The 23396-nt window shown below is 36.7% G+C and carries 25 protein-coding genes and 2 tRNA genes; all 27 read left to right on the forward strand.

What is annotated here, in order from left to right:
• Nucleotides 1–5: 5 nt before the first annotated feature.
• The 27 genes from PHY73_03870 to rpoB all read left to right on the forward strand — a co-directional run bounded on the left by PHY73_03870 (nt 6) and on the right by rpoB (nt 23396).
• Entirely contained in the window at nt 6–1043 is a 1038-nt protein-coding gene (locus PHY73_03870; GenBank protein MDD3374846.1) for a hypothetical protein, read from the forward strand.
• Between the two features lie 253 nt (nt 1044–1296).
• Entirely contained in the window at nt 1297–1686 is a 390-nt protein-coding gene (locus tag PHY73_03875) for a prepilin-type N-terminal cleavage/methylation domain-containing protein (GenBank protein MDD3374847.1), read from the forward strand.
• Between the two features lie 257 nt (nt 1687–1943).
• Nucleotides 1944–3035, forward strand: a complete 1092-nt coding sequence (gene pilM / locus PHY73_03880; GenBank protein MDD3374848.1) for a type IV pilus assembly protein PilM — start codon at nt 1944–1946, stop codon at nt 3033–3035.
• Entirely contained in the window at nt 3025–3630 is a 606-nt protein-coding gene (locus tag PHY73_03885) for a PilN domain-containing protein (protein ID MDD3374849.1), read from the forward strand. Before pilM ends, PHY73_03885 begins: the two co-directional genes overlap by 11 nt.
• Entirely contained in the window at nt 3611–4207 is a 597-nt protein-coding gene (gene pilO / locus PHY73_03890; protein MDD3374850.1) for a type 4a pilus biogenesis protein PilO, read from the forward strand. The genes PHY73_03885 and pilO overlap by 20 nt, the downstream gene beginning before the upstream one ends.
• A gap of 13 nt (nt 4208–4220) precedes the next feature.
• Nucleotides 4221–4571 (forward strand): hypothetical protein, encoded by a 351-nt coding sequence (locus PHY73_03895; protein MDD3374851.1) that lies wholly within the window; start codon nt 4221–4223, stop codon nt 4569–4571.
• A 1-nt stretch (nt 4572) separates the two neighbouring features.
• Entirely contained in the window at nt 4573–5991 is a 1419-nt protein-coding gene (gene pilQ / locus PHY73_03900; protein MDD3374852.1) for a type IV pilus secretin PilQ, read from the forward strand.
• A gap of 5 nt (nt 5992–5996) precedes the next feature.
• Nucleotides 5997–7295: an Rne/Rng family ribonuclease gene (locus PHY73_03905; GenBank protein ID MDD3374853.1), complete on the forward strand. Its 1299-nt coding sequence runs from the start codon at nt 5997–5999 to the stop codon at nt 7293–7295.
• Between the two features lie 33 nt (nt 7296–7328).
• Nucleotides 7329–7646, forward strand: coding sequence for a 50S ribosomal protein L21 (gene rplU, locus PHY73_03910; GenBank protein MDD3374854.1), 318 nt, complete (start codon nt 7329–7331; stop codon nt 7644–7646).
• A 28-nt stretch (nt 7647–7674) separates the two neighbouring features.
• Nucleotides 7675–8658 carry a GTPase ObgE gene (gene obgE, locus PHY73_03915; protein MDD3374855.1) on the forward strand — a complete coding sequence of 328 codons (984 nt, stop codon included), beginning with the start codon at nt 7675–7677 and terminating at the stop codon, nt 8656–8658.
• Nucleotides 8631–9719, forward strand: a complete 1089-nt coding sequence (proB, locus tag PHY73_03920) for a glutamate 5-kinase (protein ID MDD3374856.1) — start codon at nt 8631–8633, stop codon at nt 9717–9719. Before obgE ends, proB begins: the two co-directional genes overlap by 28 nt.
• Complete coding sequence (locus tag PHY73_03925) at nt 9707–10987, forward strand: glutamate-5-semialdehyde dehydrogenase (GenBank protein MDD3374857.1); 1281 nt, start codon at nt 9707–9709, stop codon at nt 10985–10987. Before proB ends, PHY73_03925 begins: the two co-directional genes overlap by 13 nt.
• Before the next feature lie 25 nt (nt 10988–11012).
• Nucleotides 11013–11594, forward strand: coding sequence for a nicotinate-nucleotide adenylyltransferase (gene nadD, locus PHY73_03930; protein ID MDD3374858.1), 582 nt, complete (start codon nt 11013–11015; stop codon nt 11592–11594).
• Nucleotides 11595–11626: 32 nt separating this feature from the next.
• Nucleotides 11627–13054 (forward strand): phosphoglucomutase/phosphomannomutase family protein, encoded by a 1428-nt coding sequence (locus tag PHY73_03935; protein MDD3374859.1) that lies wholly within the window; start codon nt 11627–11629, stop codon nt 13052–13054.
• Between the two features lies 1 nt (nt 13055).
• Nucleotides 13056–13655, forward strand: coding sequence for a lysophospholipid acyltransferase family protein (locus tag PHY73_03940; GenBank protein ID MDD3374860.1), 600 nt, complete (start codon nt 13056–13058; stop codon nt 13653–13655).
• 165 nt (nt 13656–13820) lie between these two features.
• The gene (gene rpsA / locus PHY73_03945) at nt 13821–15401 is read left to right on the forward strand and encodes a 30S ribosomal protein S1 (GenBank protein MDD3374861.1); all 1581 of its coding nucleotides are present in this window, start codon (nt 13821–13823) and stop codon (nt 15399–15401) included.
• A 74-nt stretch (nt 15402–15475) separates the two neighbouring features.
• Complete coding sequence (gene tyrS / locus PHY73_03950) at nt 15476–16657, forward strand: tyrosine--tRNA ligase (GenBank protein ID MDD3374862.1); 1182 nt, start codon at nt 15476–15478, stop codon at nt 16655–16657.
• Nucleotides 16658–16761: 104 nt separating this feature from the next.
• Nucleotides 16762–16834, forward strand: a tRNA-Thr gene (locus PHY73_03955).
• Between the two features lie 26 nt (nt 16835–16860).
• Entirely contained in the window at nt 16861–17013 is a 153-nt protein-coding gene (rpmG, locus tag PHY73_03960; protein MDD3374863.1) for a 50S ribosomal protein L33, read from the forward strand.
• 3 nt (nt 17014–17016) lie between these two features.
• Nucleotides 17017–17090, forward strand: a tRNA-Trp gene (locus PHY73_03965).
• 18 nt (nt 17091–17108) lie between these two features.
• Complete coding sequence (secE, locus tag PHY73_03970; GenBank protein ID MDD3374864.1) at nt 17109–17294, forward strand: preprotein translocase subunit SecE; 186 nt, start codon at nt 17109–17111, stop codon at nt 17292–17294.
• A gap of 4 nt (nt 17295–17298) precedes the next feature.
• On the forward strand, nt 17299–17823 hold the full coding sequence (nusG, locus tag PHY73_03975) for a transcription termination/antitermination protein NusG (protein ID MDD3374865.1): 525 nt from the start codon (nt 17299–17301) through the stop codon (nt 17821–17823).
• A gap of 1 nt (nt 17824) precedes the next feature.
• Nucleotides 17825–18253, forward strand: coding sequence for a 50S ribosomal protein L11 (rplK, locus tag PHY73_03980; GenBank protein MDD3374866.1), 429 nt, complete (start codon nt 17825–17827; stop codon nt 18251–18253).
• On the forward strand, nt 18246–18926 hold the full coding sequence (gene rplA, locus PHY73_03985; GenBank protein ID MDD3374867.1) for a 50S ribosomal protein L1: 681 nt from the start codon (nt 18246–18248) through the stop codon (nt 18924–18926). The genes rplK and rplA overlap by 8 nt, the downstream gene beginning before the upstream one ends.
• Nucleotides 18923–19453 carry a 50S ribosomal protein L10 gene (rplJ, locus tag PHY73_03990; protein MDD3374868.1) on the forward strand — a complete coding sequence of 177 codons (531 nt, stop codon included), beginning with the start codon at nt 18923–18925 and terminating at the stop codon, nt 19451–19453. The genes rplA and rplJ overlap by 4 nt, the downstream gene beginning before the upstream one ends.
• Before the next feature lie 73 nt (nt 19454–19526).
• Nucleotides 19527–19913: a 50S ribosomal protein L7/L12 gene (gene rplL, locus PHY73_03995; protein ID MDD3374869.1), complete on the forward strand. Its 387-nt coding sequence runs from the start codon at nt 19527–19529 to the stop codon at nt 19911–19913.
• A 33-nt stretch (nt 19914–19946) separates the two neighbouring features.
• Entirely contained in the window at nt 19947–23396 is a 3450-nt protein-coding gene (rpoB, locus tag PHY73_04000) for a DNA-directed RNA polymerase subunit beta (GenBank protein MDD3374870.1), read from the forward strand.

The raw sequence follows: 23396 nt of genomic DNA on the forward strand, positions 1-23396 counted from the left end.
AATTTATGAAAAAGAAATTATTTATATTTATTTTAGTGTTTGTTATAGGGTTTTTGTTTCGTGCTAGCACTGTATTTTCGCAAAATCAGACATCTGTTTCTAGCCTTGCTGATTATTGGGCTCAAAGTGTTTCTGAGCTTAAAGTTAGCATGGATAAACTTTCCGAGCAGAACGATTCGGTTTTGTTGGAAAATAAGCAGTTGGCCGAAGATTTAAAATATTTGCTAGAACAAGTGAAAAAAACAAATGAGCAAATAGAGAATCTTAGCGTTAAGGATACGGTTACATTGCAGACAATGGAGAACGATCAAGCTGAAGTTTTTCGTCTTGAAAAAGTCTTAAGCGAGTTGATTAAAAGAAAAACAGATTTTGAACAAAAAGCAAACAAGCTTGGAGATGATATTGAAAAAAAAGAGAAGCAAAATGAGCAAATGGGAATAAAAATAAATCAGCTTAAGGAGGACATTCGTTCCTTAGAAGAAGAGCGTAAATTTGGAAAAAAAGAATATCAGCAAGTCTCTAGCGATTATGTGACTCAAAAGGCTCGGCTTGCACAGCTTATCGAAACGAGTCAGGAAGATTGCAAAGTTTGGAAAAAAAAGATTGAAAGTCTTAATGAAGAAATTTTGTCTTTTCGTGAGCGATTTCAAAAACTTAATAATGAAAATAAAAAAATTTATTCAGAAATGTCTAATATTTATGAAGATATTCTTGTTTTGCTATCTAAACAGGATTCTTTAAAAAATGAGCATGTTGTTGCTTTGGATCAGTATCAAAAAGAGTCGGGTATCTTTTTAAGTAAAATTGCTCAATTGGAAGGTCAAAAACAAGAGCTCCAAAATAGCCTTGCTGCGATAGAGGATAGGAATCGAAGCTTAAAGCAGCATATTGGCACAGAAAAAATAGAAATACTTCGATCCGAAGCTTTAAAACTTGAAGAAGAAAATAAAGATTTGCAAATTGAGCTTAAAAAGCTTAAAAAAAATCTATCTAAATCTCAAAAGCAAACGCAACAAATTGAAAGTCTTATAAAAAGTTACTAATATTTTGCTTTTCCTTATTTGGCAAAGTTTATTTTTGCGTGATATACTTGTATCAGGTAAAAGATAAAGTTTTTTGAAAACGATTTGACAAAGAAGGGAGGCGAGGATAAGATAATACAAAGGATTTGAGCTGTTGAATGAAATTATCCTGAAAAGAAAAGCTTTAAAATGTCATCATATGTTTTGTTTTTTCTTTCTTTCAGGAGGTTTTTCAGAAATAGCTTATTCTGAGTCCTGAAAGGAGGTCAGAACAATGAATAGAAAAGGTTTTACACTCGTTGAAATTATGATCGTTGTTGCGATCATTGCTTTATTAGCTGCTATTGCTATCCCTAATTTGCTTAGGGCAAGAATTTCAGCTAATGATGCGCTTGCACAAAGCACGCTTCGCACAATCTCTACAGCGGCAGAAACATTTGGAACTGCTAACTCTGGAAGTTATCCCGGAGCGATTGCATCGTTAACAACAGCAACTCCACCGTATCTAAATTCAGCATACTGTTCTTCAACAGTATCTGGATATGTATATGCTTGTACATTTGCTAATACTGGATATACATTAACAGCAACTCCTGTTACAAGAGGTACAACTGGATCATCAACTTTTACGATGACTTCAGGTGGTGTTTTGTCAGCAGAATAATTTTACTGCTAAATAAGTATGTTGATAAGCGAGAGGTTTTAAGCCTCTCGCTTATTTTTTTGGTTTTAGTTCTAAAAAAATAAATTATACGAATTCTTACAAGAAAAAGCTCTGTGTTTAGAGGTTTAAAAAAGATGATAAAATTCTTTACATACAGAAAAAGAAGTTTATTATAGAGAAAACAATATTTCTAATATATAATATATATACTATATATATTAGTTAATTCATAACGCAACTATATGTAACGATTATTTATGTTTACTCAGATATCAAAATTCTTAGAGAAATATTTTTTATTTATCCGAAGTCGCATTCCAAAGCAGCCTGAAGAGTCATGTGTTGGTTTGGACATTGGCGCAAGGTCTTGCAAGGCAGTGGAAATGATTTTATCAAGTTCAGGGGTTTTTAAAATTGTTAATTGGGCCGTTGAGCCTGTTGATGGCGAAGACGTGGAGAGCTCAATTCGGAAGATTTTAAGTCGATTTGGATTTTCTTCAAAAAATATTTTTACAGGGCTGTCTGGTCAAGGGATACTAATTCGATTTATCAAAATGCCGCGTATGCCATTAAAGCAATTGCGTCAGTCACTCTCCCTTGAGACAGATAAATACTTTCCTTTTTCGAAAGACCAAATTTTCATGGATTGTCACATTGTTGAAGATAACAAAGGTAAAGATAGTAAAGTCTTGGTCTTAGTTGCTGTTGCTAAAAATGAGATTGTGAAGAAGCGCATAGATTTTATTACTTCTTTAGGATTTCAATCTAATTGTATCGGGCTAAATGCAGTTGCTCTTTCAAATGCTTTTATTAAACTTCAAAAGAATAAAAAAGATGGGCAGAGTAGTCAAGATCCATCATTAAGCACAGTTGCAGTTTTGGATATCGGGGAGATTAAAAGCAGTCTTGTTATTTTAGACAAGAATACGCCAAAATTTACCAGAGATATTTCTGTTGGGGGTAAAGATTTTACGCAGAAGATTGTAAATGTATTTGGCGTAGATCTTGTTCAGGCTGAAGCAATAAGGCAAAATCCTGGCGTTAAATCAGATGAAATGCTTTCAGCATGTCAGTCAACATTGTCGAGTTTAGTTTCAGAAATCAGACTTTCGTTTGATTATTTTACTTCGGAGAATAGCCTAGAGGTAACAAGGCTTTATTTGACAGGAGATTCTTCTTATTTGCCAAAAATTGAGGATTTCTTTATGAAAGAATTAGGTATTCCAGCTGAGCGATGGAATCCTGTTGATGCGTTAGATTTTTCGGACAAGGTTTCTCGCGAAAGCTTTAGCGAGAACATTCATCAATTACCTGTTGCATTAGGGCTTTCACTTTGTGATGATGATTAAAATTAATTTAATTCCAGAAGAGTTACAAAAAAAGAAAAAGGGTCAAATTTTTAAAAAGATTTTGAAGGTTATTCCTTTGGAAACTTTAGTTGGAACCGCTGCGGGAGTTTTGATTCTTTTGATAGGGGTTCATGTTTTGTTACAGATTTCTATTTTCTTGAAGCTTGCAAGCTATGGGCAGCATAAAGCACATTGGACGTCGATTGCACCTGAAAAAGGGAGCGTTGATAAAGTTTTAGAAAATCTTCAAATTTTAAAAAAAAGAATTGATGTTGTGGAAAAAATTACAGTTGAAAAAAGAATTTTTTGGGCTGAGAAACTAAATGCGATTAGTGATGCTGTTCCCCAGGGCGTTTGGCTTGATAAGATATCGTTAAGTAAAAATATATTTCTTATTAAAGGAAGCGCTGTATCTAAAAAAAATGATGAGATGACAAGTGTCGGAAATTTTAGCTCTAGCTTGAAGGAGCGAGAAGAATTTATGTTTGGCTTGCAGGACATAGAAGTTGGTTCGATTCAAAGGAGAGATATTCATTCAACCCAAATTGCTGATTTTGTTATTACATTGAGGCTCGATGAAAAATTTGATAAATAAAATACCTTTTGAAATTCCAGAAATGGCAGAGAAGATGAAATATTATCTTCTTGCTGGGCTTGTTGTTTTTATTTTATTTTTTGATTATGTTTTGTTTATGCGTTTTCAGATCAACGCCCTTAAATCGATTAGTCCAAAAAATATTGAGTTATCAGAGAATTTGAAAGAGCTAAAGCGTAATCTTGAAAATATGCCGCATTATCAAAAAGAAGTTTCTCGGCTTAGAGAAAAGCTTGTCAGAGTTGACGCAAGTGTTTTGTCTCGAGAAGAAATTCCTATGATGCTTGAGAAGATTTCTCGTCTTGCTATAGCAGCAGGTGTTCAAATTGACCAGATTATGCCGTTAAAAGATTCTCAAGAACTTGTTTTAGAGCGTGAGGGGGCAAAATATTTTGCGCTTCCAATTTATGTTAAAGGACAGGGTGGTTATCATGCGATTGGGGAATTATTTAGTCGCATCGAAGGAGATCAAATTTTTATGAATATTGAAGATTTTGATATTATGCAAAATAGCGCTCATTTAAGAAACCATATTTTTAAGATTGCTATTACAATTTTTATTGTGGAAAAAGATTAATAAAAAGGTGGCTATGCGATATTTTTTGTTAATGTTCTTTATTTTTGTCTCTTCCGGAGCATTGTTTGCTGAGGAGAGAGAACCATTTGTTTACAATGCTCAAGGTAAGCGGGATCCTTTTTGGCCTTTGGTGAGTCCGAGTGGGGCGATTATTACTTATGATAAGAATCTTGATTATGGAGACTTGAGTCTCGAAGGAATTGTTTACGACCCTAATGGAAAGAGCTTGGCTATTATCAACGGAAAAGTTTTCAATGTTGGAAATCAGGTTGTTGGATATATGTTATCTAAGGTAGAAGAAAATAGGGTTATTTTGATCAAAGATAATAAAGAATTTGTTTTAGAAATAAGAAAGGGGAGATAAAGTGATTCGAAAATTATTGATTTTCCTTATCATGATTGGATTGCTCACTAGTGTAGGGTATTCGCAGGATCAGCAATCTCAGCCTGTGGCAGAGGAAACAGCGTTGGATGTTTTTGGCGATACATGTGAAGGATGTGTCACATTGGATTTTCGTGATGCAGATATTCGTAATGTTTTGCAAATTCTCTCTTATCGAAGTGGGGTTAATATTGTTGCTGGGCCAGAAGTGACAGGGCTCGTAACGATTCAGTTGACAAATGTTCCATGGAAAAATGCTTTAGATGTTATTTTAAGAACATATGGTTATGGCTACGAAGAGACAGGAAGCATTATTATTGTTACAACGATTGAGAATCTTAAAAAGCTTAGAGAAGATGCGCTTGTTTTAGCTGATCAAGAATCGATTATTACTAAGACATTTATTTTAAATTATGCGAATGCTTCTGATGTTATTGTGTCGATTGAGAAGATGATAACACAAAGAGGATCAATCAATTTTGATCAAAGAACAAACACACTTATTGTAACAGATTCTGTGAGCAATGTTTCTTTGATATCGGATGTTATTGGCCGTCTTGACGCAACGACTCCTCAGGTTTTGATCGAAGCAAAAATTATCGAAACAACGCTTTCAAATTCAGAAAATTTAGGCATTGATTGGACAATTCAAACAGCAGCTTCGGGTGCAAAAAGGCCAACAACATGGCCGTTTACAGCAAGCAGCAACAATAAGTATGTAAAGGATGCAAAGGTTGATGAAAAGGGGAATCCGATTAATAACCTGGATTTTCCATCTCCCGGTGCAGACCTATTTAGTTTTGGAACATTAAATTTTAATCAGGTGCAAGCTGTTTTAGAGATCTTAAGTACACGATCCAATACACATATTCTTTCGAATCCTCGTATTGTGACTTTGAATAATCAAACAGCGAATATTGTTGTTGGCAGTCAGTATCCATTTCCTGAATATGAGTATAATAAGGATCAAGCTACAATGCAGGTTGTGGATTGGGAATATAAGGACATTGGAGTTATTTTTAAAGTTACTCCGCATGTCAATAATTCAGGATTTGTGACTTTGGATGTAGAACCAAAGGTTACGGCGATTTTAGATTTTGTTCAAGTCGAGAATACAAGTGTACCACGATTAAGCAGTGAATCAGCCTCTACGCGGGTCATGATTGCAGATGGGCAGACGTTAGTTATCGCAGGCCTTATCAAAAATCAGTGGACCGATGTTAAGAAAAAGGTGCCCTTCTTAGGGGACATCCCTCTTCTTGGACTCCTGTTTCAAAAAAAGGAAAAGACACTATCAAAAACAGAGCTACTTATTTTCATAACACCGCATATTATTACGGATAATATTCCTGATGATAGCGCTGATCTGAAACAACGTCTCGAAATATTCGAAGGTAAATAATAAAAATGTCTAAAGAAATTTTAGTAAATATAAAAGCGAGCGAGAAGCGTGTCGCTATTATCGAAGACGGTATTTTGGATGATTTTTATATTCAGATGGATCGTCAGGATTTTCTTCTTGGAAATATTTATAAAGGTGTCGTAGAGTCGATTTTACCATCAATTAATGCTGCTTTTGTTAATATTGGACAAGAAAAGAATGGTTTTCTTTATTTGACAGATGCGATTAATCCTTTAGTTGAAGAGGAATTTACAGGTCCTCGAAAATTGATTGATCGGATGCTGAATGGTAAAAAGAAGAAAATGAAGCAAAAAAAAGGAAAAGATTTTTCTTTGAAGAAAGGCGCCGAAGTTCTTGTTCAAGTTGTCAAAGAACCTTTTGGGAACAAAGGAGCGCGATTGACAACGCATGTTAGTCTTCCGGGCCGTTTTGTTGTTTTTATGCCTTACGACAAGCATCTTGGAGTTTCAAAAAAGATTGAAACTTCAGAGGATCGCCAGCGCTTAAAAGAGATTTTAAAAGGATTAAATTTTGCTGAAGAAAGTGGATTTATTGTTCGTACTGTTGCTTCTCAAAAAGGGAAGCGCGAAATTATACGTGATGCTAAATTTTTACATAAAATTTGGACTCGCATCAAGAAGCTTTCTGATGAGCGTAAGGCCCCATCGCTTATTTATAAGGAATATGATCTTGTTTGGCGCATTGTTCGTGATTTCTTAAGGGAAGATGTTGATAGGCTTATTGTTGATTCTGAAGAAGAATATGGTCGCATAAAGAAATTTGTTCATATGTTGATTGGGAGAGAGATGGTAGGAAAAATTCAGCATTATAAAGGTGAGACGCCATTATTTGAAAGTAAAAATATGGCTAAACAGCTTAATCAAATTTATGATCGAAAGGTTTATTTGAAGTCTGGGGCGCATATTGTTATTGAGCCAACAGAGGGACTTATCGTCGTGGATGTTAATAGTGGACGCTTTAAGGTCAACGCTTCTCCAGAGGAAGCTGCTTTTATGGTTAATGTTGAAGCGGCCGGGGAAATCGCGAGACAGTTGCGTTTAAGGGATTTAGGTGGTATCATTGTCATCGATTTTATTGATATGGGAAGGGATGCTCATCGCAGGCAAGTTTTGCAAACCCTTCAAAAAGCATTGGACAAAGATCATTCAAAGACAGAAATTACAAAAATATCGTCATTAGGTCTTTTAGAGATGACTCGTGCTAGAGCAGGAAAAACGATAGAATCTATGTCATTCGAAGCTTGTCCGTATTGTCAAGGGCACGGAAGAGTGAAAATCGAATAAAATTAATTTTAAAATTGTTTTAAGGAGGAAGAGATGTACGCAATTGTTCAGGTTGGTTCGTTGCAATACAAGGTGTCAGAAGGCGATTTGATTGATGTTCAAACCATTGATCAAAAAGAAGGGAAAGCATTTTCATTAGAGCCGGTTTTGCTTTATTCAAAAGGGACAACCGTTAAGGTTGGTCAGCCGTATTTAAAGGACGTAAAAGTTACAGCTAAGGTTCTTGGGCAGAAAAAAGATGAAAAAGTTATTGCTTTTAAATATTGGCGCAGAAAAAATAGCGAACTTAAAAAAGGTCATCGACAAAAGCTAACAGCTCTTAGCATTGTTTCAATTGAAGCAGCAGAATAGCCTAGAGTTTTAAGGTAAAGGGATAGATATGGCAGCTTTTGTTGATGAAGCAAGAATATTCATAAGTTCTGGCAAGGGCGGCAATGGGTGTGAAAGTTTTTATTCAGATAAGCAGACTCGGCATCCGAGACCTGATGGAGGGGATGGCGGAAAAGGTGGCGATGTTATCTTTGAGGCTAGCAAGTCTGTTCAAACACTCCTAGATTATAAATTTAGACAACATCACAAAGCAAAGAAGGGCGGTCACGCTAGTAGTAATGGAAAGACCGGCAGAACTGGCGAAGATTGTATTTTGAGAGTTCCTGTTGGCACAATAATCCGTGATGGCGATACTGGATTGCTTATTAAAGATTTGATTTGTGATGGCCAAAGTATCATTGTCGCTCGCGGTGGTCGCGGGGGTATTGGAAATAATCACAAGCGAACGTTTAAACATCCAGAAGAAGGCCAAAATAAGACAATTCTTCTTGAGCTTAAAATTATGGCGGATGTTGGTCTTATTGGGTTTCCAAATGCTGGAAAATCAACCTTGATTTCTGCTGTATCGAAAGTCCGCTCTAAGATTGCCAGTTACCCATTTACAACAAGACAACCAATTTTAGGATTTGTTTCTCAAGATGATTTTGAATTTGTTATAGCAGATCTGCCTGGCCTTATTGAAGGTGCTCATGATGGCAAAGGGTTAGGGGATAGGTTTCTAAAACACGCAGAGCGAACAAAGATTTTGGTCCATGTCTTGGATATGGCTGGAGTTGAACAGAGAGATCCCCTGGAGGATTATCGAAAGATTAATTATGAGCTTCAAGAGTACAGCCATAAATTATTGTTTAAGAAAAGAATTGTTGTTGCAAATAAGATGGATTTGCCAAAAAGCAGGACAAACCTAAGAAGATTTAAAAAAGAATTTTCAGAAAGAATATTTTCAGTTTCCGCAACCGAGAGGCAAGGATTAGATAATCTAGTTAATGAGATAAGAAAAATGCTATGTCAAGAAAGTTCAAAAAGAAAATAAAAAGAGTTGTTATTAAAATTGGGTCTGGTATTATTGCCAATTTTTATATGAAACCGCAATCTTCTGGATTGCGTTTTATTGTTAAAGAGATTGCTGCACTTCGCAAAAAGGGCATCGATGTTGTTTTAGTTAGTTCTGGATCAATTGTTCTTGGATTAGGTGAAATTTGTGCGCACGTTAGGCCTTCTGATGTTTCGTCTTTGCAGGCGCTTGCGGCTATTGGTCAAAATGTTTTAATGCGTACATATACGGATTTATTTAAGAAGAATAAACTACGGTGTGCTCAAATATTGTTAACTTGGGATGATTTCGATGTTCGCCTTCGTTATAATAACGCACGTAGCACGATTAATAAGATTTTAGATTATGGTCTTGTTCCGATTATTAATGAAAACGATACGATTTCAACAGATGAAATTAAATTTGGGGACAATGATAAGCTTTCCGCTCTTGTTGCAAGTTTAATTGAATCTGATTTACTTTTGATTTTATCTGATGTCGATGGTTTGTATGATTTAAGAGATAAGGAAAAAAAGATTTTTCGTGAAATTAAAGAAGTCACAAAAGAGATTGAAGCCTTAGCGCTTGGCACAGCTAAAAAGAATGTTTCCAAAGGCGGCATGCTTACAAAGATTGAGGCTGTTAAGATTGCAACGCAGGCTAAAATTCCGTGTGTGATCGCAAATGGTAACACGAAAAATGTTGTGCGTGATGTTCTTAGCGGAAAGTGTATTGGGACATTTTTTGTTGAGAAAGAAGAAAAGCTTTTGGCGAAGCGTCATTGGATCTCGTTTGGCGTAAAACCAAAGGGAAAGATTATTGTTGATCAAGGCGCAAAAGAAGCTCTTTTGAAAGGCGGAAAAAGTCTTCTTCTTCCTGGTGTTGTTGGGTGGGAAGGTTATTTCAAGAAAGAAGATGTTGTTGCGATTGTTGATCAGGCAAATTCTGAGATTGCCCGTGGGATTATTAATTATTCTGTTAACGATTTGCATAAAATAAATAATAAAAAAGGTGAGATGGAAGTTGTTCACTGTAATGAGATGGTGTTATGTCAAAGATAAAAAGAGAAAATATGAGTTTAGAGAAGAAGATTGTATTGATGGCCAGATCAACGCAGGCCGCATCGAGAAGGATGGCGCTCGTTTCGACTAATGATAAAAATAAAGCATTGCGTGTAATAGCTGAAGCTATCTTGAGAAATCAAAAATTCTTGATTAAAGAAAATCAAAAAGATATTGATATAGCTATTAAAAATAATTATTCAAAAGCTTTGCTTGATCGTTTGATGCTAAACGAAAAACGGATTAAATCAATGGCGAGGTGTCTTTTAGATACGGCTAAACTCAAAGATCCTGTTGGTGAGATTATCGCAACTTTTATGCGTCCTAATGGTTTAAAAATTAATAAAGTTAGGACTCCTATTGGGGTTGTTGGCATTATTTATGAATCGCGACCAAATGTCGCGAGCGATTGTATTGGTCTGTGCTTAAAATCAGGCAACGCTGTTATTTTGAAAGGCGGCAAGGAGGCTTTTTATTCTAATAAAGCAATTTTTAGTGTTATTAAGAAGTCGTTGAAAAAGACAAAAGTTCCTTTGGATGTTGTTCAGATGATATCATCGACAGATCGAACGGCCGTTAATATTCTTTTGAAGTTGGATCGTTATGTCGATGTTATTGTGCCGAGGGGTGGAGAGGGGTTAATTAAATTTGTAATGCAAAATTCTTGCATTCCTGTTATCAAGCATTATAAAGGGGTTTGTCATACTTATGTGAGCAATCTTGCAGATTTAAAGATGGCGAGTAATGTTTGCTTCAATGCGAAGGTTCAACGTCCGGGTGTTTGTAATGCGATGGAGACAATGTTAGTGCATGAAGAGATTGCTAAAAAGTTTTTGCCAAGGATGATAAATGATTTTAATAAAGCGGGTGTTGAGGTTCGAGGATGTGCACGCACTCGAAAGATTGTGTCCGGCGTTAAAAGGGCAGCAGAGGTCGATTGGTCTGAAGAATATCTTGATTTGATCCTTTCAGTAAAAGTTGTTAAGAATCTTGCTGAAGCAGTAGACCATATTAATCTTTATGGGTCAAAGCATTCGGACGCTATTATTACGAATAATAAAAAAGAAGCGGATAGCTTTTTACGATCTATTGATTCGGCTTGTGTATATGTTAATGCATCAACGCGTTTTACAGATGGATATGAATTTGGATTTGGAGCAGAGATCGGCATTAGTACTGATAAGCTTCATGCTCGAGGGCCAATGGCATTACCTGAATTGACAACGTATAAATATACGATTTTAGGTAAAGGTCAAATTCGTGAGTAATACTTTTGTTAAAGGATGAAAAGGCGTGCAAAGAATAGGGATATTAGGTGGGACATTTAATCCGATTCATATTGGTCATTTGGCGATTGCTCAGATGGCTTTAGAGCGGATGCATTTAAATAAGGTTATTTTTGTTCCGGCTTATATTCCTCCACATAAAAATCGAAAAATTGTTGCGGGTGCAAAACATCGTTTTGAGATGGTGCGTCTGGCGATTGAAGGTAATCCTTTTTTTGAGATTTCTGATTTTGAAATTAAGAAAAAAGGGAAATCGTATACGGTTGATACGATGTGTTATTTTAAAGAAATGTATCCTCCAGAAGCAAAAATATTTTTTATTATCGGAGAAGATACCTTGTCTCAGCTTTCAAAATGGAAGTATATTAATAAAATCTTAGAAATTGCAGATTTTATTGTTGTTAATCGACCAGGACATATGAAAAATAGTTCGGATGAAAAACATCATAGTGTCATAATGCCAGGAATTGATATTTCATCATCATATGTTCGTATGCGTATGTTTCAGAATAAAACAATAAAATATTTTGTGCCGGATAAAGTTTTAGATTATGTTTTTCAAAACAAGCTTTATGGAATTAGTAATTGATTAATAAATAATTAAGGTAAAGGAGTTATCTGATGTGTGAAAATATAAAAAATGAAATTAAATTTGGAACAGATGGGTGGAGAGCAATTATTTCAAAAGAATTTACATTTAAGAATGTTGAGATTCTATCTCAGGCGATCAGTGAATGGATCAACCGGGGATTAAAAAAGAAGCCCGGTATTCGAAAGAGAGTTGCCATAGGTTATGATACAAGATTTTTATCTGATCAGTATGCAAGAACAGTTGCGTGTGTTTTGGCAAAAAATAATATTGAGGTTTATCTTTCTGATGCACCTATCCCAACTCCAACGCTAAGCTTCGGTGTGACGAGAAAAAATTGTGTTGCTGGCCTCATGATTACGGCTAGTCATAATCCTGCTGCGTTTAATGGTGTTAAAATTAAGACAGCGCAAGGTGGTGCCGCATCTCGAGAGATAACTGATATTGTGGAAGAATATCTTTGCAAAACGGAAGTAAAAATAATAGATTTTGAAACGGCAAGAAATAAAAAAGATTTAATTGTTTATGACTTCAAAGAAGATTATATTAATTTTTTACGAAATTATATTGATTTAAAAACTATTAAGAAATCACGTTATAAAGTTTTAACGGATGCGATGCATGGGAGCGGAGATTCTTTGATTTTGGATGTTTTAAAAGGTACTAATATTCGCGCTGAGGTAATGCGTGGAGATATTAATCCTTCGTTTGAAGGAGGAAAGCCAGAACCTGTTGAGGAGTATGTTTCGGAGCTTATGAGTCGTGTTAAAAAAGAAAAGTTTGATTTAGGGCTTATTTTAGATGGTGACGCTGACCGTATTGCCGCTGTGACATCGGATGGCGAATATATCAGTCCTCAGAAGATATTGGGATTAATTATTCTGCATCTTGTTCGCAATAAAGGTCGATCTGGAGGCGTTGTTAAGACAATTTGTGGAACAACAATGCTCGATAATATTGCAAAAGGTCTAGGCTTAAAACTTTATGAAACTCCGGTTGGATTTAAATATATCTCTGATTTGATGACTGCTGAAGATATTGTGGCCGGCGGCGAAGAAGCCGGCGGGATTGGCGTTCAGAATTATATTCCAGAAAGGGATGGAACGCTCGCAGGACTTCTTTTGCTTGAAATGATGGTGTATTGCAAGAAGAGTATTAAAAAGCTTATCCAAGACATGGAAAAAGAGTTTGGGCGATATTATTATCAAAAAGCAGGACTTAAAACAGATAAGAAAACGTTTGATTTGAAGAAAGTAAAATCAATGAAAAAGATTCTTGGGAAGAAAGTCATTGATGTTAAGACATTTGATGGTGTTAAGCTTGTGTGTGAGGATGAGAGCTGGATTATGTTCCGTCCTTCAGGTACGGAACCACTGGTCAGATCTTATGTGGAAGCCAAATCTATGACTAAGGCAAAGGCATTGATTGAATATGGAAAAACGGTATTAAAAAAATTGTAAAATGATTTATTGGGTAGCTCATTTATTGTTTTGGATTCTCTTCAAAAGCCTTTTATTGTTAAAGGCTTTTGAAGCAAAAAAGATACCTCAAAAAGGTGGCTATATTATTGCGAGCAATCATTTAAGCAATTTAGATCCAATGATTCTTGGTGTTGCCTCTGGACGAAAATTAAGTTATTTTGCCAAGTCATCCTTGTTTAAGGATAAATTTTCATCCTTTTTTTTGTCCCAGTTTGGTGCATTCCCCGTTCGAAGGGGGTTGGCAGATCCTCGTTCTATTAAGGAAGCTTTGCGAAGGTTGAGAAAGGGTCAAGGGCTTGTTATGTTTCCTCAAGGAGGACGACAAACAAGCACTATTAATCTTGAAAATATTAAGCCTGGGGTAGGAATGATTGCCGCAAAAGCAGGTGTTCCTATTATTCCAGCTTATATTTCTGGATCTGATAAGGCTATGGCGCCTAAGTCAAAATTAATTAAGCCTGCAAAAGTAACAGTTTATTTTGGTTCTCCTATTTACACAAAAGATAATGAATCATATCAACAAATAGCAGATGTTGTTATGAGGGCTATTCAAAGCTTATCTTTTGAAGCAAAACGTTAAATCTTTCCTTAAATTATTCTTCTGTGGATTAATGATAAAAGATTTTAGTTGACAAAAACGGACTTTTCCGTGATAATCGTGGAACTTTTGCTTGGAGCGGTGAATCCTTTGCTGATTGATTTCCGTATTCATGCGAAAGAATTCCTAAGAAAGAGGGTGTTGTTTATGTCAGCAGAAAAACAATCTATTATGGCAGAGTTGTACGAGAATACTCTGCGAGAAATTAACGAAGGCGAAATTGTCAAAGGTGTGATCGTCGGGATTACCGAAAAGGATGTCATTGTCGATATTGGATTCAAATCCGAAGGATTTATTCCTATAAGTGAATTTCGGGATTTAGCGGAGCTTAAGGAAGGAAGTCAAGTTGATGTTTTAATTGAGTCAACTGAGGATGACGCTGGAAAATTAGTTCTTTCGCATTCAAAAGCTCAAAAGCTTAAAGGATGGCAAAAAATTGTGGACGAGGTTGATGAGGGATCGTCTGTAGAGGGTCGTGTTATTAAGCCGGTTAACGGTGGGTATATCGTTGACATGCAAGGAGCTGATGCGTTTTTGCCAAGATCGCTGTCTGCATTTAAAGGTGTTGCGCCAAAGGATATCATCGGAAACAAGTATAAGTTTATTGTGACTAAGATGAATAAGCAGAGACGCAATATTATTCTTTCTAGACGAGAAGTTGTTCAGAAAGAACGCGATGAAGTTAGATCGAAACTTTGGGATAAGATCGAAAAAGGACAAAAACGAATCGGAAGCGTTAAAGGAATTACAGATTTTGGCGCGTTTATTGACCTTGGTGGGATTGATGGTCTTTTGCATATCACAGATATGAGTTGGTCTCGTATTAATCATCCGTCGGAGTTGGTTGCAGCCGGCGATGAGATTGAGGTTTTAATTCTGGATTTTGATAAAGAAAATTCAAAAGTATCGTTAGGATTAAAACAGATTACTGCGAATCCATGGGAGGGTATTGAGGGTAAATATCCTGTTGGGTCAAAAATCCAAGGCAAAGTTGTCAACATTATGCCTTATGGTGTTTTTGTCGAAATTGATAAAGGCATTGAAGGACTTCTTCATTCTTCTGAGATTTCTTGGCAGAAGAAGATGGTCAATCCTCAAGAAATGTTTGCGATTGGCGACATGATTGAAGTTCAAATTATTAATATTGACCGTGATACCAAAAGAATTTCTTTAAGTCTTAAGCAATTGGAAAGAAATCCATGGCTTGAAGCTGAAGAAAAATTTCCTATTAATTCAAGGGTAGAAGGAAAAGTCCGTGGCTTTACAGATTATGGAGCATTTGTTGAGCTTGATGGAAACATTGAAGGGATGATCCATGTTTCTGACATGTCCTGGACTCGAAAAGTCAACCACCCTCAAGAAATTTTCAAAAAGGGCCAGTCGGTTGAAGTTGTTGTGTTAGCCGTTGATCCTGATCAAAGAAAAATTACATTAGGATACAAGCAGATTAAAGAAAATCCTTGGTCTGAGATTGCAGAGCAATATCCAGTTGGAAAAGTTTTAGAGGCAGAAGTTGTAATGAATTCTGAATTCGGTGTTTTTGTTAAGCTCGAAGAAGAACTTGAAGGGCTTATTTATGCTTCTGAAATTGACAAAGCTACTTCTGAAAGTTTGAAGGCCTTAGATAAAATTCAGGTAAAAGTTATCAAGGTTGATGTTGATCAAATGAAAATTGGTTTGAGTTCAAAAATTTCTGATGACCAGCCGCAAGAAGTAGAGCAAGAATAAATAGATTATTGATGTGCGTGACTGCGCAAAAGGTGGCGGTCACGCATTTTCATTTATTTTGAGTCAAAACGAATATTATGCAAATCGAAGATACCATTAAAAAAATCTCCTCCGGTACCACGGAAATCATTAATATCGAAATTTTAAAGCGCAAGCTTCTAAGATCTCGAAAAGAGAGAAAACCACTTCATATTAAGGCTGGATTTGATCCAACGGCCCCTGACTTACATTTGGGTCACGTTGTCTTACTTAGAAAGCTAAGACAATTCCAAGATTTAGGACATAAAGTCTTTTTTTTGATTGGAGATTTTACTGCTCAAATTGGCGATCCAACTGGGCGTGATCAGCTGCGCGTTCGCATGACACCAAAACAGATTCTTAAGAACGCTAAAACATATGAGCGCCAGGTGTTTAAGATTCTTGACAAAACGAAAACTAAAGTTGTTTTTAACAGTAAATGGCTTAAAAAGTTTTCGAATCAAGATGTTTTAGATTTATCAGCTCGATGCACTGTGGCCCAAATGTTAGCTAGGGCAGATTTTAAAAAGCGAATGGATGAGAATAAGGAAATAAGTATTTTGGAGTTTATTTATCCTTTGATGCAAGGGTATGATTCAGTTTACCTGAAGGCAGATATTGAGCTGGGTGGCTCTGATCAGAAATTTAATCTTTTAATGGCGCGTCAATTACAAGAGTCCTTTGGTCAAGAACCGCAGGCAGTTGTGATGATGCCGCTTTTAGAGGGTACAGATGGCGTTCAGAAGATGAGCAAGTCTTTAGGTAATTATATTGGCATTGATGAGCCGCCAAAGGAGATTTTTGGTAAAATAATGTCTCTTAGCGATGAAATAATGATGGAATACTACGAGCTTCTGACTGATATGGATATTTTTCAAGTTAAAGAAATACATCCAAAAGAGGCAAAATTGGCTCTTGCTGAAGAAATTGTTAGACAATTTTATTCAGAAAAAGTTGCTAAAAAAGAGAGAGAAAGCTTTGAAAATGTTTTTACTCAGAAGAAAACTCCAGAGGACATTGTTGAATACAATATTTTATTGGCTTCACAGGGTGCCTCGATTGTGGATGTTTTGGTTGAATCAGGTATTTTGGATTCTAAGAATGAGGCGAGGCGACTTTTAAAGCAAGGCGCGATTAGTTTAGATGGCAAGAAAATTGATAGCGAAAATTGGTCCTTAAATCCTGGTATTTTGAAGGTTGGAAAACGTCGTTTTTTAAAATTAATCAAGACAATATGAAATTGATCTAACTCTATTATTTCTAATATCTTTAGATTGAAAAATAATTAATAAAAAACTTGACAAATTTTAGATAAAACAGTATACTTTGGTTTCACATATCCGCCCTTGTAGCTCAGTAGGAAGAGCACGTCCTTGGTAAGGACGAGGTCACCGGTTCAATTCCGGTCGAGGGCTTAAGTCGATCTAACGAGATTTATAAAATGCGCGAAAATATTCAGTTTCAATGTACAGAATGTAAACAGATTAATTATTCTAGTACAAAAGATAAAAAGAAAAAACCAGAACGGATTGAACTTAAAAAGTTCTGTCGTTTTTGTCGTCGACATACTTTGCATCGGGAAAAGAAAAAATAACTTAGGCCTGTAGCTCCAATGGCTAGAGCATCGGTCTCCAAAACCGAGTGTTGTAGGTTCGAGTCCTACCAGGCCTGCGGAAAAAAAATAATAAAATGTTTGGAAAGATTAAAAAATTTTTTTCAGAAGTAGTAGTAGAACTTAAGAAAGTCAATTGGCCAACACGTGCTGAATTGATTGAAGCGACATGGATTGTTCTTGTTAGCACATTTTTCTTAGGGTTGTTTATTGGCACTTCCGATTTTATCCTTTCTAGACTATTAGGATTAATAATTAAATAATACTATGAAGTGGTACGTTGTCCATACACAAACAGGTTGTGAAGAGCGCGCAAAAGCCGGTCTAGATAAAAGAATGGCAACGACTAGTTTGAAGCAGTATGTTAAGGAAGTGGTTGTTCCTACAGAACAAGTTTCTGAAGTGCGTCGCGGAAAGAAATGTATATCAGCTCGAAAGTTTTTTCCTGGTTATATTTTGATTAATATGGAAATGAACAATGAAAGCTGGTATTTAGTTAAGACTACTCCAGGAATTGCTGGATTTATTGGTCCAGGCAAGAAGCCAGCGGCTCTTTCAGAAAAGGAAGTTGAAAATATTTTAAAGAAAACTGAAGAGACCGAAGCGAAGCCAAGCCCAAAAACTATTTTTGAGATTGGTGAGCCGATTCAGATTACCGAAGGGCCTTTTGCAAGTTTTAATGGCGTGGTTATGGAGATTCATCCGGATCGCGGAAAATTAAAAGTGAGTGTATCGATTTTTGGTCGATCAACACTCGTTGAACTAGAATATTGGCAAGTCGAGAAGGTGTAATATGGCAAAAGAAGTAGTTGCGCAAATAAAACTTTATGTTCCTGCGGGTCAAGCAAATCCTGCGCCACCTGTTGGTCCTGCACTAGGTCAGCATGGTGTTAATATCATGATGTTTTGCAAGCAGTTTAATGAAAAAACAAAAGGCAGAGAAGGTCTTATTTTGCCGGCTATCATTAAAGTTTACAAAGACAAATCTTTTGATTTTATTCTTAAAACTCCACCGAGTTCAGTTCTTATTAAAAAAGCAGCAAATTTGGCAAAAGCTTCTGGTTTAGCTGGAAAAGAAAAAATTGGAACAATTACTATAAAACAAGTTCAAGAAATTGCTAAACAAAAAATGGAAGATCTAAATACCATTGACATTGATAAGGCTGTTGAAATTATTCAAGGAACAGCTAGAAGTATGGGAATTGAGGTTTCTGATGGTTAAAGCAAGTAAACGGATGACAAAAGCTGTCGAGAAAATTGAAAAAGGGAAAATTTATACTCTTAAAGAAGGAGTTGAATTTCTTTTGGATGCTCCAAGAGTCAAATTTGATGAAACAGTTGAGTTGCATATTCGGCTAAATATTGACCCAAAGAGCTCAGAGCAAATTGTGAGAGGCACAGCTGTTTTGCCGCATGGAACAGGGAAGAAAGTAAGGATTGCTGTTTTTTGTAAGGGAGATCAGGCCTTGAAAGCTAAGGAGCTTGGCGTTGATTATGTCGGTGCTGAGGATTTGATTGATAATGTGCTTAAAGGACTTTTGGATTTTGATTGTGTTATTGCAACCCCAGATATTATGAGAGATTTGAGCAAGCTTGGGAAGGTTTTAGGGCCTCGGGGTTTGATGCCAAGTCCTAAGTCGGGTACAGTAACAATAGATATAGAGAAGGCTGTTAATGAAGTAAGGGCAGGAAAGGTTGAATTTAAGTCTGATAAGCAAGCTGGCGTTCATGTTGGTGTTGGCAAGTGTTCATTTTCTGCAGATAAAATTTTGGAGAACGTAAAATATTTGCTTGATGCAATTAATCATGCAAAACCTCAAACTGTTAAGGTCGATTTAATTAAAAGTGTTGCTTTGTCAACAACCATGGGTCCAGGGGTAAGGGTGTCATTATGATGAAAGTTGGACGTTTAATCAGAGAAAGTGTTAATAGCCGAATTTCAAAAAGTGTTCAAGAGCGCCAAAATACTTTTTTGATCAGCTATTCTAAAGTTTCTTCTTTTGAAATGAGTGAATTTAGGAAGGCGTTAATTCAAGTCGGTGCGGAAATTTATGTATCAAAAAACCGTATTGCTCAAAGAGCATTAAAAGATTTAGATATTTCCGAATTAAGCGAAAAGATTAAAGATCAGATCGCTTTTGTTTGGAGCGACAAGGATTCTGTCGAAGTAGCAAAAGTTTTAGTCAAGTTCGCCAATGATTTTGAGGGTCTCAATGTTCAAGGCGGTATTTTAGAAGGCAGGGCTATTGCTGAATCCGAAGTTCAACGACTATCAGATCTTCCAAGTCGCGAAGCATTGTTGACGATGTTGGCTCAAACAATGCAAGCTCCATTGGTAAGGTTAGCAGGTGCTTTGATAGGAAAGACGAGAGACTTATTATCAATACTAAAGCAATTAAGCGAAAAAGCAGGAGGAAAGTAAAATGTCAGAAAATACAGTAGAAGAAAAGGTTGACCAACAACCAGCAGCAGAAGAGAAAAAAGAGAGCAAGGCGATTTCACCGAAACTAGAAGAAGTGATTAAGACAGTCGAAGGTTTAACTGCTCTTGAACTTTCTGATTTAGTTAAAGCTCTTGAACACAAGTTTGGTATTTCAGCCGCAGCCCCTATGATGGCTGCCCCGATGATGGCTGGTGCTGCGGGTGGCGCAACTGCTGCCGCAGAAGAAAAAACATCTTTTGATGTTGTTTTAAAAGAAATTGGTGCTAATAAGATTTCAGTAATTAAAGAAGTCAGAGCCGCAACAAACCTAGGTTTAAAGGAAGCAAAAGATTTAGTCGAATCTGCTCCAGCAACCGTTAAAGAAGGCGTTACAAAAGAAGAGGCAGACGAATTAAAGAAGAAATTAGCTGATGCCGGCGCTGTTGTTGAAATTAAATAAAAAAGCTCAGAACTTCAACCAAGAAAAGAAAATATGAAAAAAAGAGAAATTAGAGATTTCAGCAAATATAAAGATAGCTTTCAACTTCCTAATTTGCTTGATATCCAGGTTGTGGCTTATGAAAAGTTTTTGCAAAGATACTTGAGTCCTGAAGAAAGGGACAATCGTGGTCTTGAAGAAGCTTTTAGAGAGGCCTTTCCTTTCGAGAGCTATGATGGTCAAGTTCGCCTGGAATATGTTAGCTATCATTTAGGAAAAGAAAAATATTCTTCTCGCGAATGTCAGCGACGAGGAATGACTTATTCTGCGCCTCTAAAGGTTAAGCTTAGACTGATCACTCCTGCTGAAGTTAAAGAGCAAGAAGTTTATTTTGGTGATTTTCCCCTGATTACAGAAACGGGGACTTTCATTATTAACGGAGATGAGCGTGTTGCTGTTTCTCAAATTCAAAGACCACCAGGAGTTTCGTTCGAGCAAGAAATGCATCCAACAGGAAAAAGTATTTATCAAGGACGTATTATTCCTTCTCGCGGAGCTTGGTTTGAGATTAAGTATGATTTAAATGATGTCCTGTTGGCTTACATTGATCGTCGAAGGAGTTTTCCTGCAACTCAAATTCTGCGCATTATGGGGCTTTCAACAGAAGAAGAGATGAAAAAGGTTTTTGGTGATGATTTAGGAAAATTAGCTAATACTCTAGAGAAAGACCATACAACAACAAAAGAAGAAGCGCTTCTTGATTTTTATCGCAAAATGCGACCAACGGAGCCAGCAACCATTGAGGTCGCCGATAGTTTATTTTTTAGATTATTTTTTGAGCCAAAACGATATGAGTTAAGCAAGGTTGGACGTTATATTATCAATCGTAAGCTTGGTATGAATGTAGATTTAGATAATCGTATTCTTGACTTGGCAACGGTTGCTGAAGTTATTAAATATTTGTTTAAATTAAGAGATGGCCATGGCGAAACAGACGATATCGACCATTTGGGTAATCGACGCATCAAAACCGTTGGAGAGCTTGTCCAAAATCAAGTGCGTATTGGACTTTCTAGGATCGAGAGATCAATTAAAGAACGTCTTGTTGTTATGAATACGTTTGAGAATTTAACGGCGCATCATTTAATTAATTCTCGATTATTTTCAAGCCAAGTTCAAGATTTCTTTGGTCGTAGTCAGTTATCTCAGTTTTTAGACCAAGGAAATCCTTTAGCTGAGACAACGCATAAAAGACGTGTGAGTGCTCTAGGTCCTGGCGGTTTGTCTCGTGAACGAGCTGGTTTTGAAGTTCGTGATGTTCATCCGACTCATTATGGGCGTCTTTGTCCGATTGAAACGCCTGAAGGTCCGAACATCGGACTTATTGCATCTTTGGCAACATGTGCTTGTGTTAACGATTTAGGATTCATTGAGACGCCATATCGTAAAGTTATTGATGGACGCGTAACAAGCAAGATTGAATATTTAACAGCGGATATTGATCAGACAAAATATATTGCACAGGCAAACACTTTGCTCGATAAAAGCGGTAATTTTTTAGAAGAAAGTGTTTCTTGTCGTTATCGTGCAGATTTTCCGTTTGTGCATCCGAGTAAAGTTGAGTATATGGATGTTTCGCCTAAGCAGTTAGTTTCTGCAGCAACATCGCTTATTCCATTTTTGGAGCATGACGACGCAAACAGAGCTTTAATGGGATCAAATATGCAGCGTCAGGCTGTTCCTTTAATGGACACAGAAGTTCCTTATGTTGGTACGGGAATGGAGGAAACAATTGCTAGAGATTCTGGAACTGTTGTCATAGCAAAAGAATCTGGAAAAGTTGTCAAGGTTGATGCAAGAGAAATTGTTGTGGGAAATAAAACATACGATTTAAAAAACTTTGTTCGATCTAATTCTAACACATGTACTCATAATAAGCCTCTTGTCAAGGCTGGGGATCACGTTCAGGAAGGCCAGGTGATTGCCGATGGGATGGCTACAAAAAACGGTAAGCTTTCTTTAGGGCGAAATATTTTAGTTGCTTTTATGTCGTGGAGAGGATACAACTTTGAAGATGCGATTATTTTAAGTCAGAAATTAGTCAAAGAAGATAAGTATACCTCGATTCATATAGAGAAATTTGAAGTAGAGTCCAGGGAAACACGTCTTGGAAATGAAGAAATCACGCGAGATATTCCAAATGTTGGTGAAGAAGCGCTTAAAGATTTAACAGAAGATGGTATTGTTCGTATTGGTGCGGAAGTAAAGGCCAGCGATATTCTTGTTGGAAAAGTAACACCAAAGAGCGAAAAAGAGCTTTCTCCAGAAGAGCGACTATTGCGTGCTATTTTTGGTGAGAAGGCTGCTGATATTAAGGATTCATCTTTAACGCTTCCTCCAGGAGAAGAAGGCGTTGTTGTGAACGTTGAAGTTTTTCAACGTAATGAGCGAGGAAGAAAGTCAAAAGAAGATAAAAAGAAAGAAATGATTGCTGTTGAAAAGGTTAAAAATTATTACAAACAGGAGCTTAAGTTTTTAGAAGAAGAAAAAGAAAAGAAGCTTTGTAAGATTTTTGGCATAGATAAAAAGAAGTTAGAAAAAATGAATCTTCGTGAAATCAAAAAAGACGAAGAAGCAGTGGATGCCTTAAGATTTTTTGCGGATCGGTCAGAGGAATTGGCTGAAGAGCAAGAGCATGAGATTGAGAAAGTTAAACGTGGCGATGAACTTCCAGCTGGCGTTCTAAAGAAAGTTGTGGTTTACGTTGCAACAAAACGTAAAGTTTCTGAGGGAGACAAGATGGCTGGGCGACATGGAAACAAAGGTGTTGTGGCTCGTATTTTACCAGAAGAAGATATGCCTTTCTTGGAAGATGGAACGCCAATTGAAATCATCCTTAATCCGTTAGGTGTTCCGTCTCGAATGAATGTTGGACAGCTTTTGGAAACGCATTTAGGTTGGGCTGCACATGCTTTAGGCCTTGAGTGTCAAACCCCTGTTTTTAATGGCGCAACTGAACAAGAAATTCGTGCTCTTTTAAAAGAAGCAAATTTGCCAGAAGATGGAAAAACCACTGTTTTTGATGGTCACACAGGTCTTCCGTTTGATCAAAAAATAACAATTGGTTACATCTATATGCTTAAACTTATTCATCTTGTTGATGAAAAAATTCATGCACGTTCTATTGGGCCCTATTCACTCGTTACGCAACAGCCGTTAGGTGGAAAAGCTCATTTTGGTGGACAGCGTTTCGGAGAAATGGAAGTTTGGGCTTTGGAGGCATATGGAGCGGCGTATACATTGCAAGAAATGCTTACGGTTAAGAGTGATGATGTTGCTGGACGTAGCCGTATTTATGAAGCTATTGTTAAAGGCGAGCAGAAATTAACTCCAGGAACTCCAGAATCATTTAATGTTCTTATGAAAGAATTGCAAGGGTTATGTTTGGATATTCGAATGGAAAATTCACAAGCGGAGTCTCAAGAGCGAAAAAAAGGAAAATAG

It is taken from the genome of Candidatus Omnitrophota bacterium (genome assembly GCA_028693815.1).
In the GTDB taxonomy this organism is placed as follows: Bacteria; Omnitrophota; Gorgyraeia; order Zapsychrales; family Aceulaceae; genus Aceula.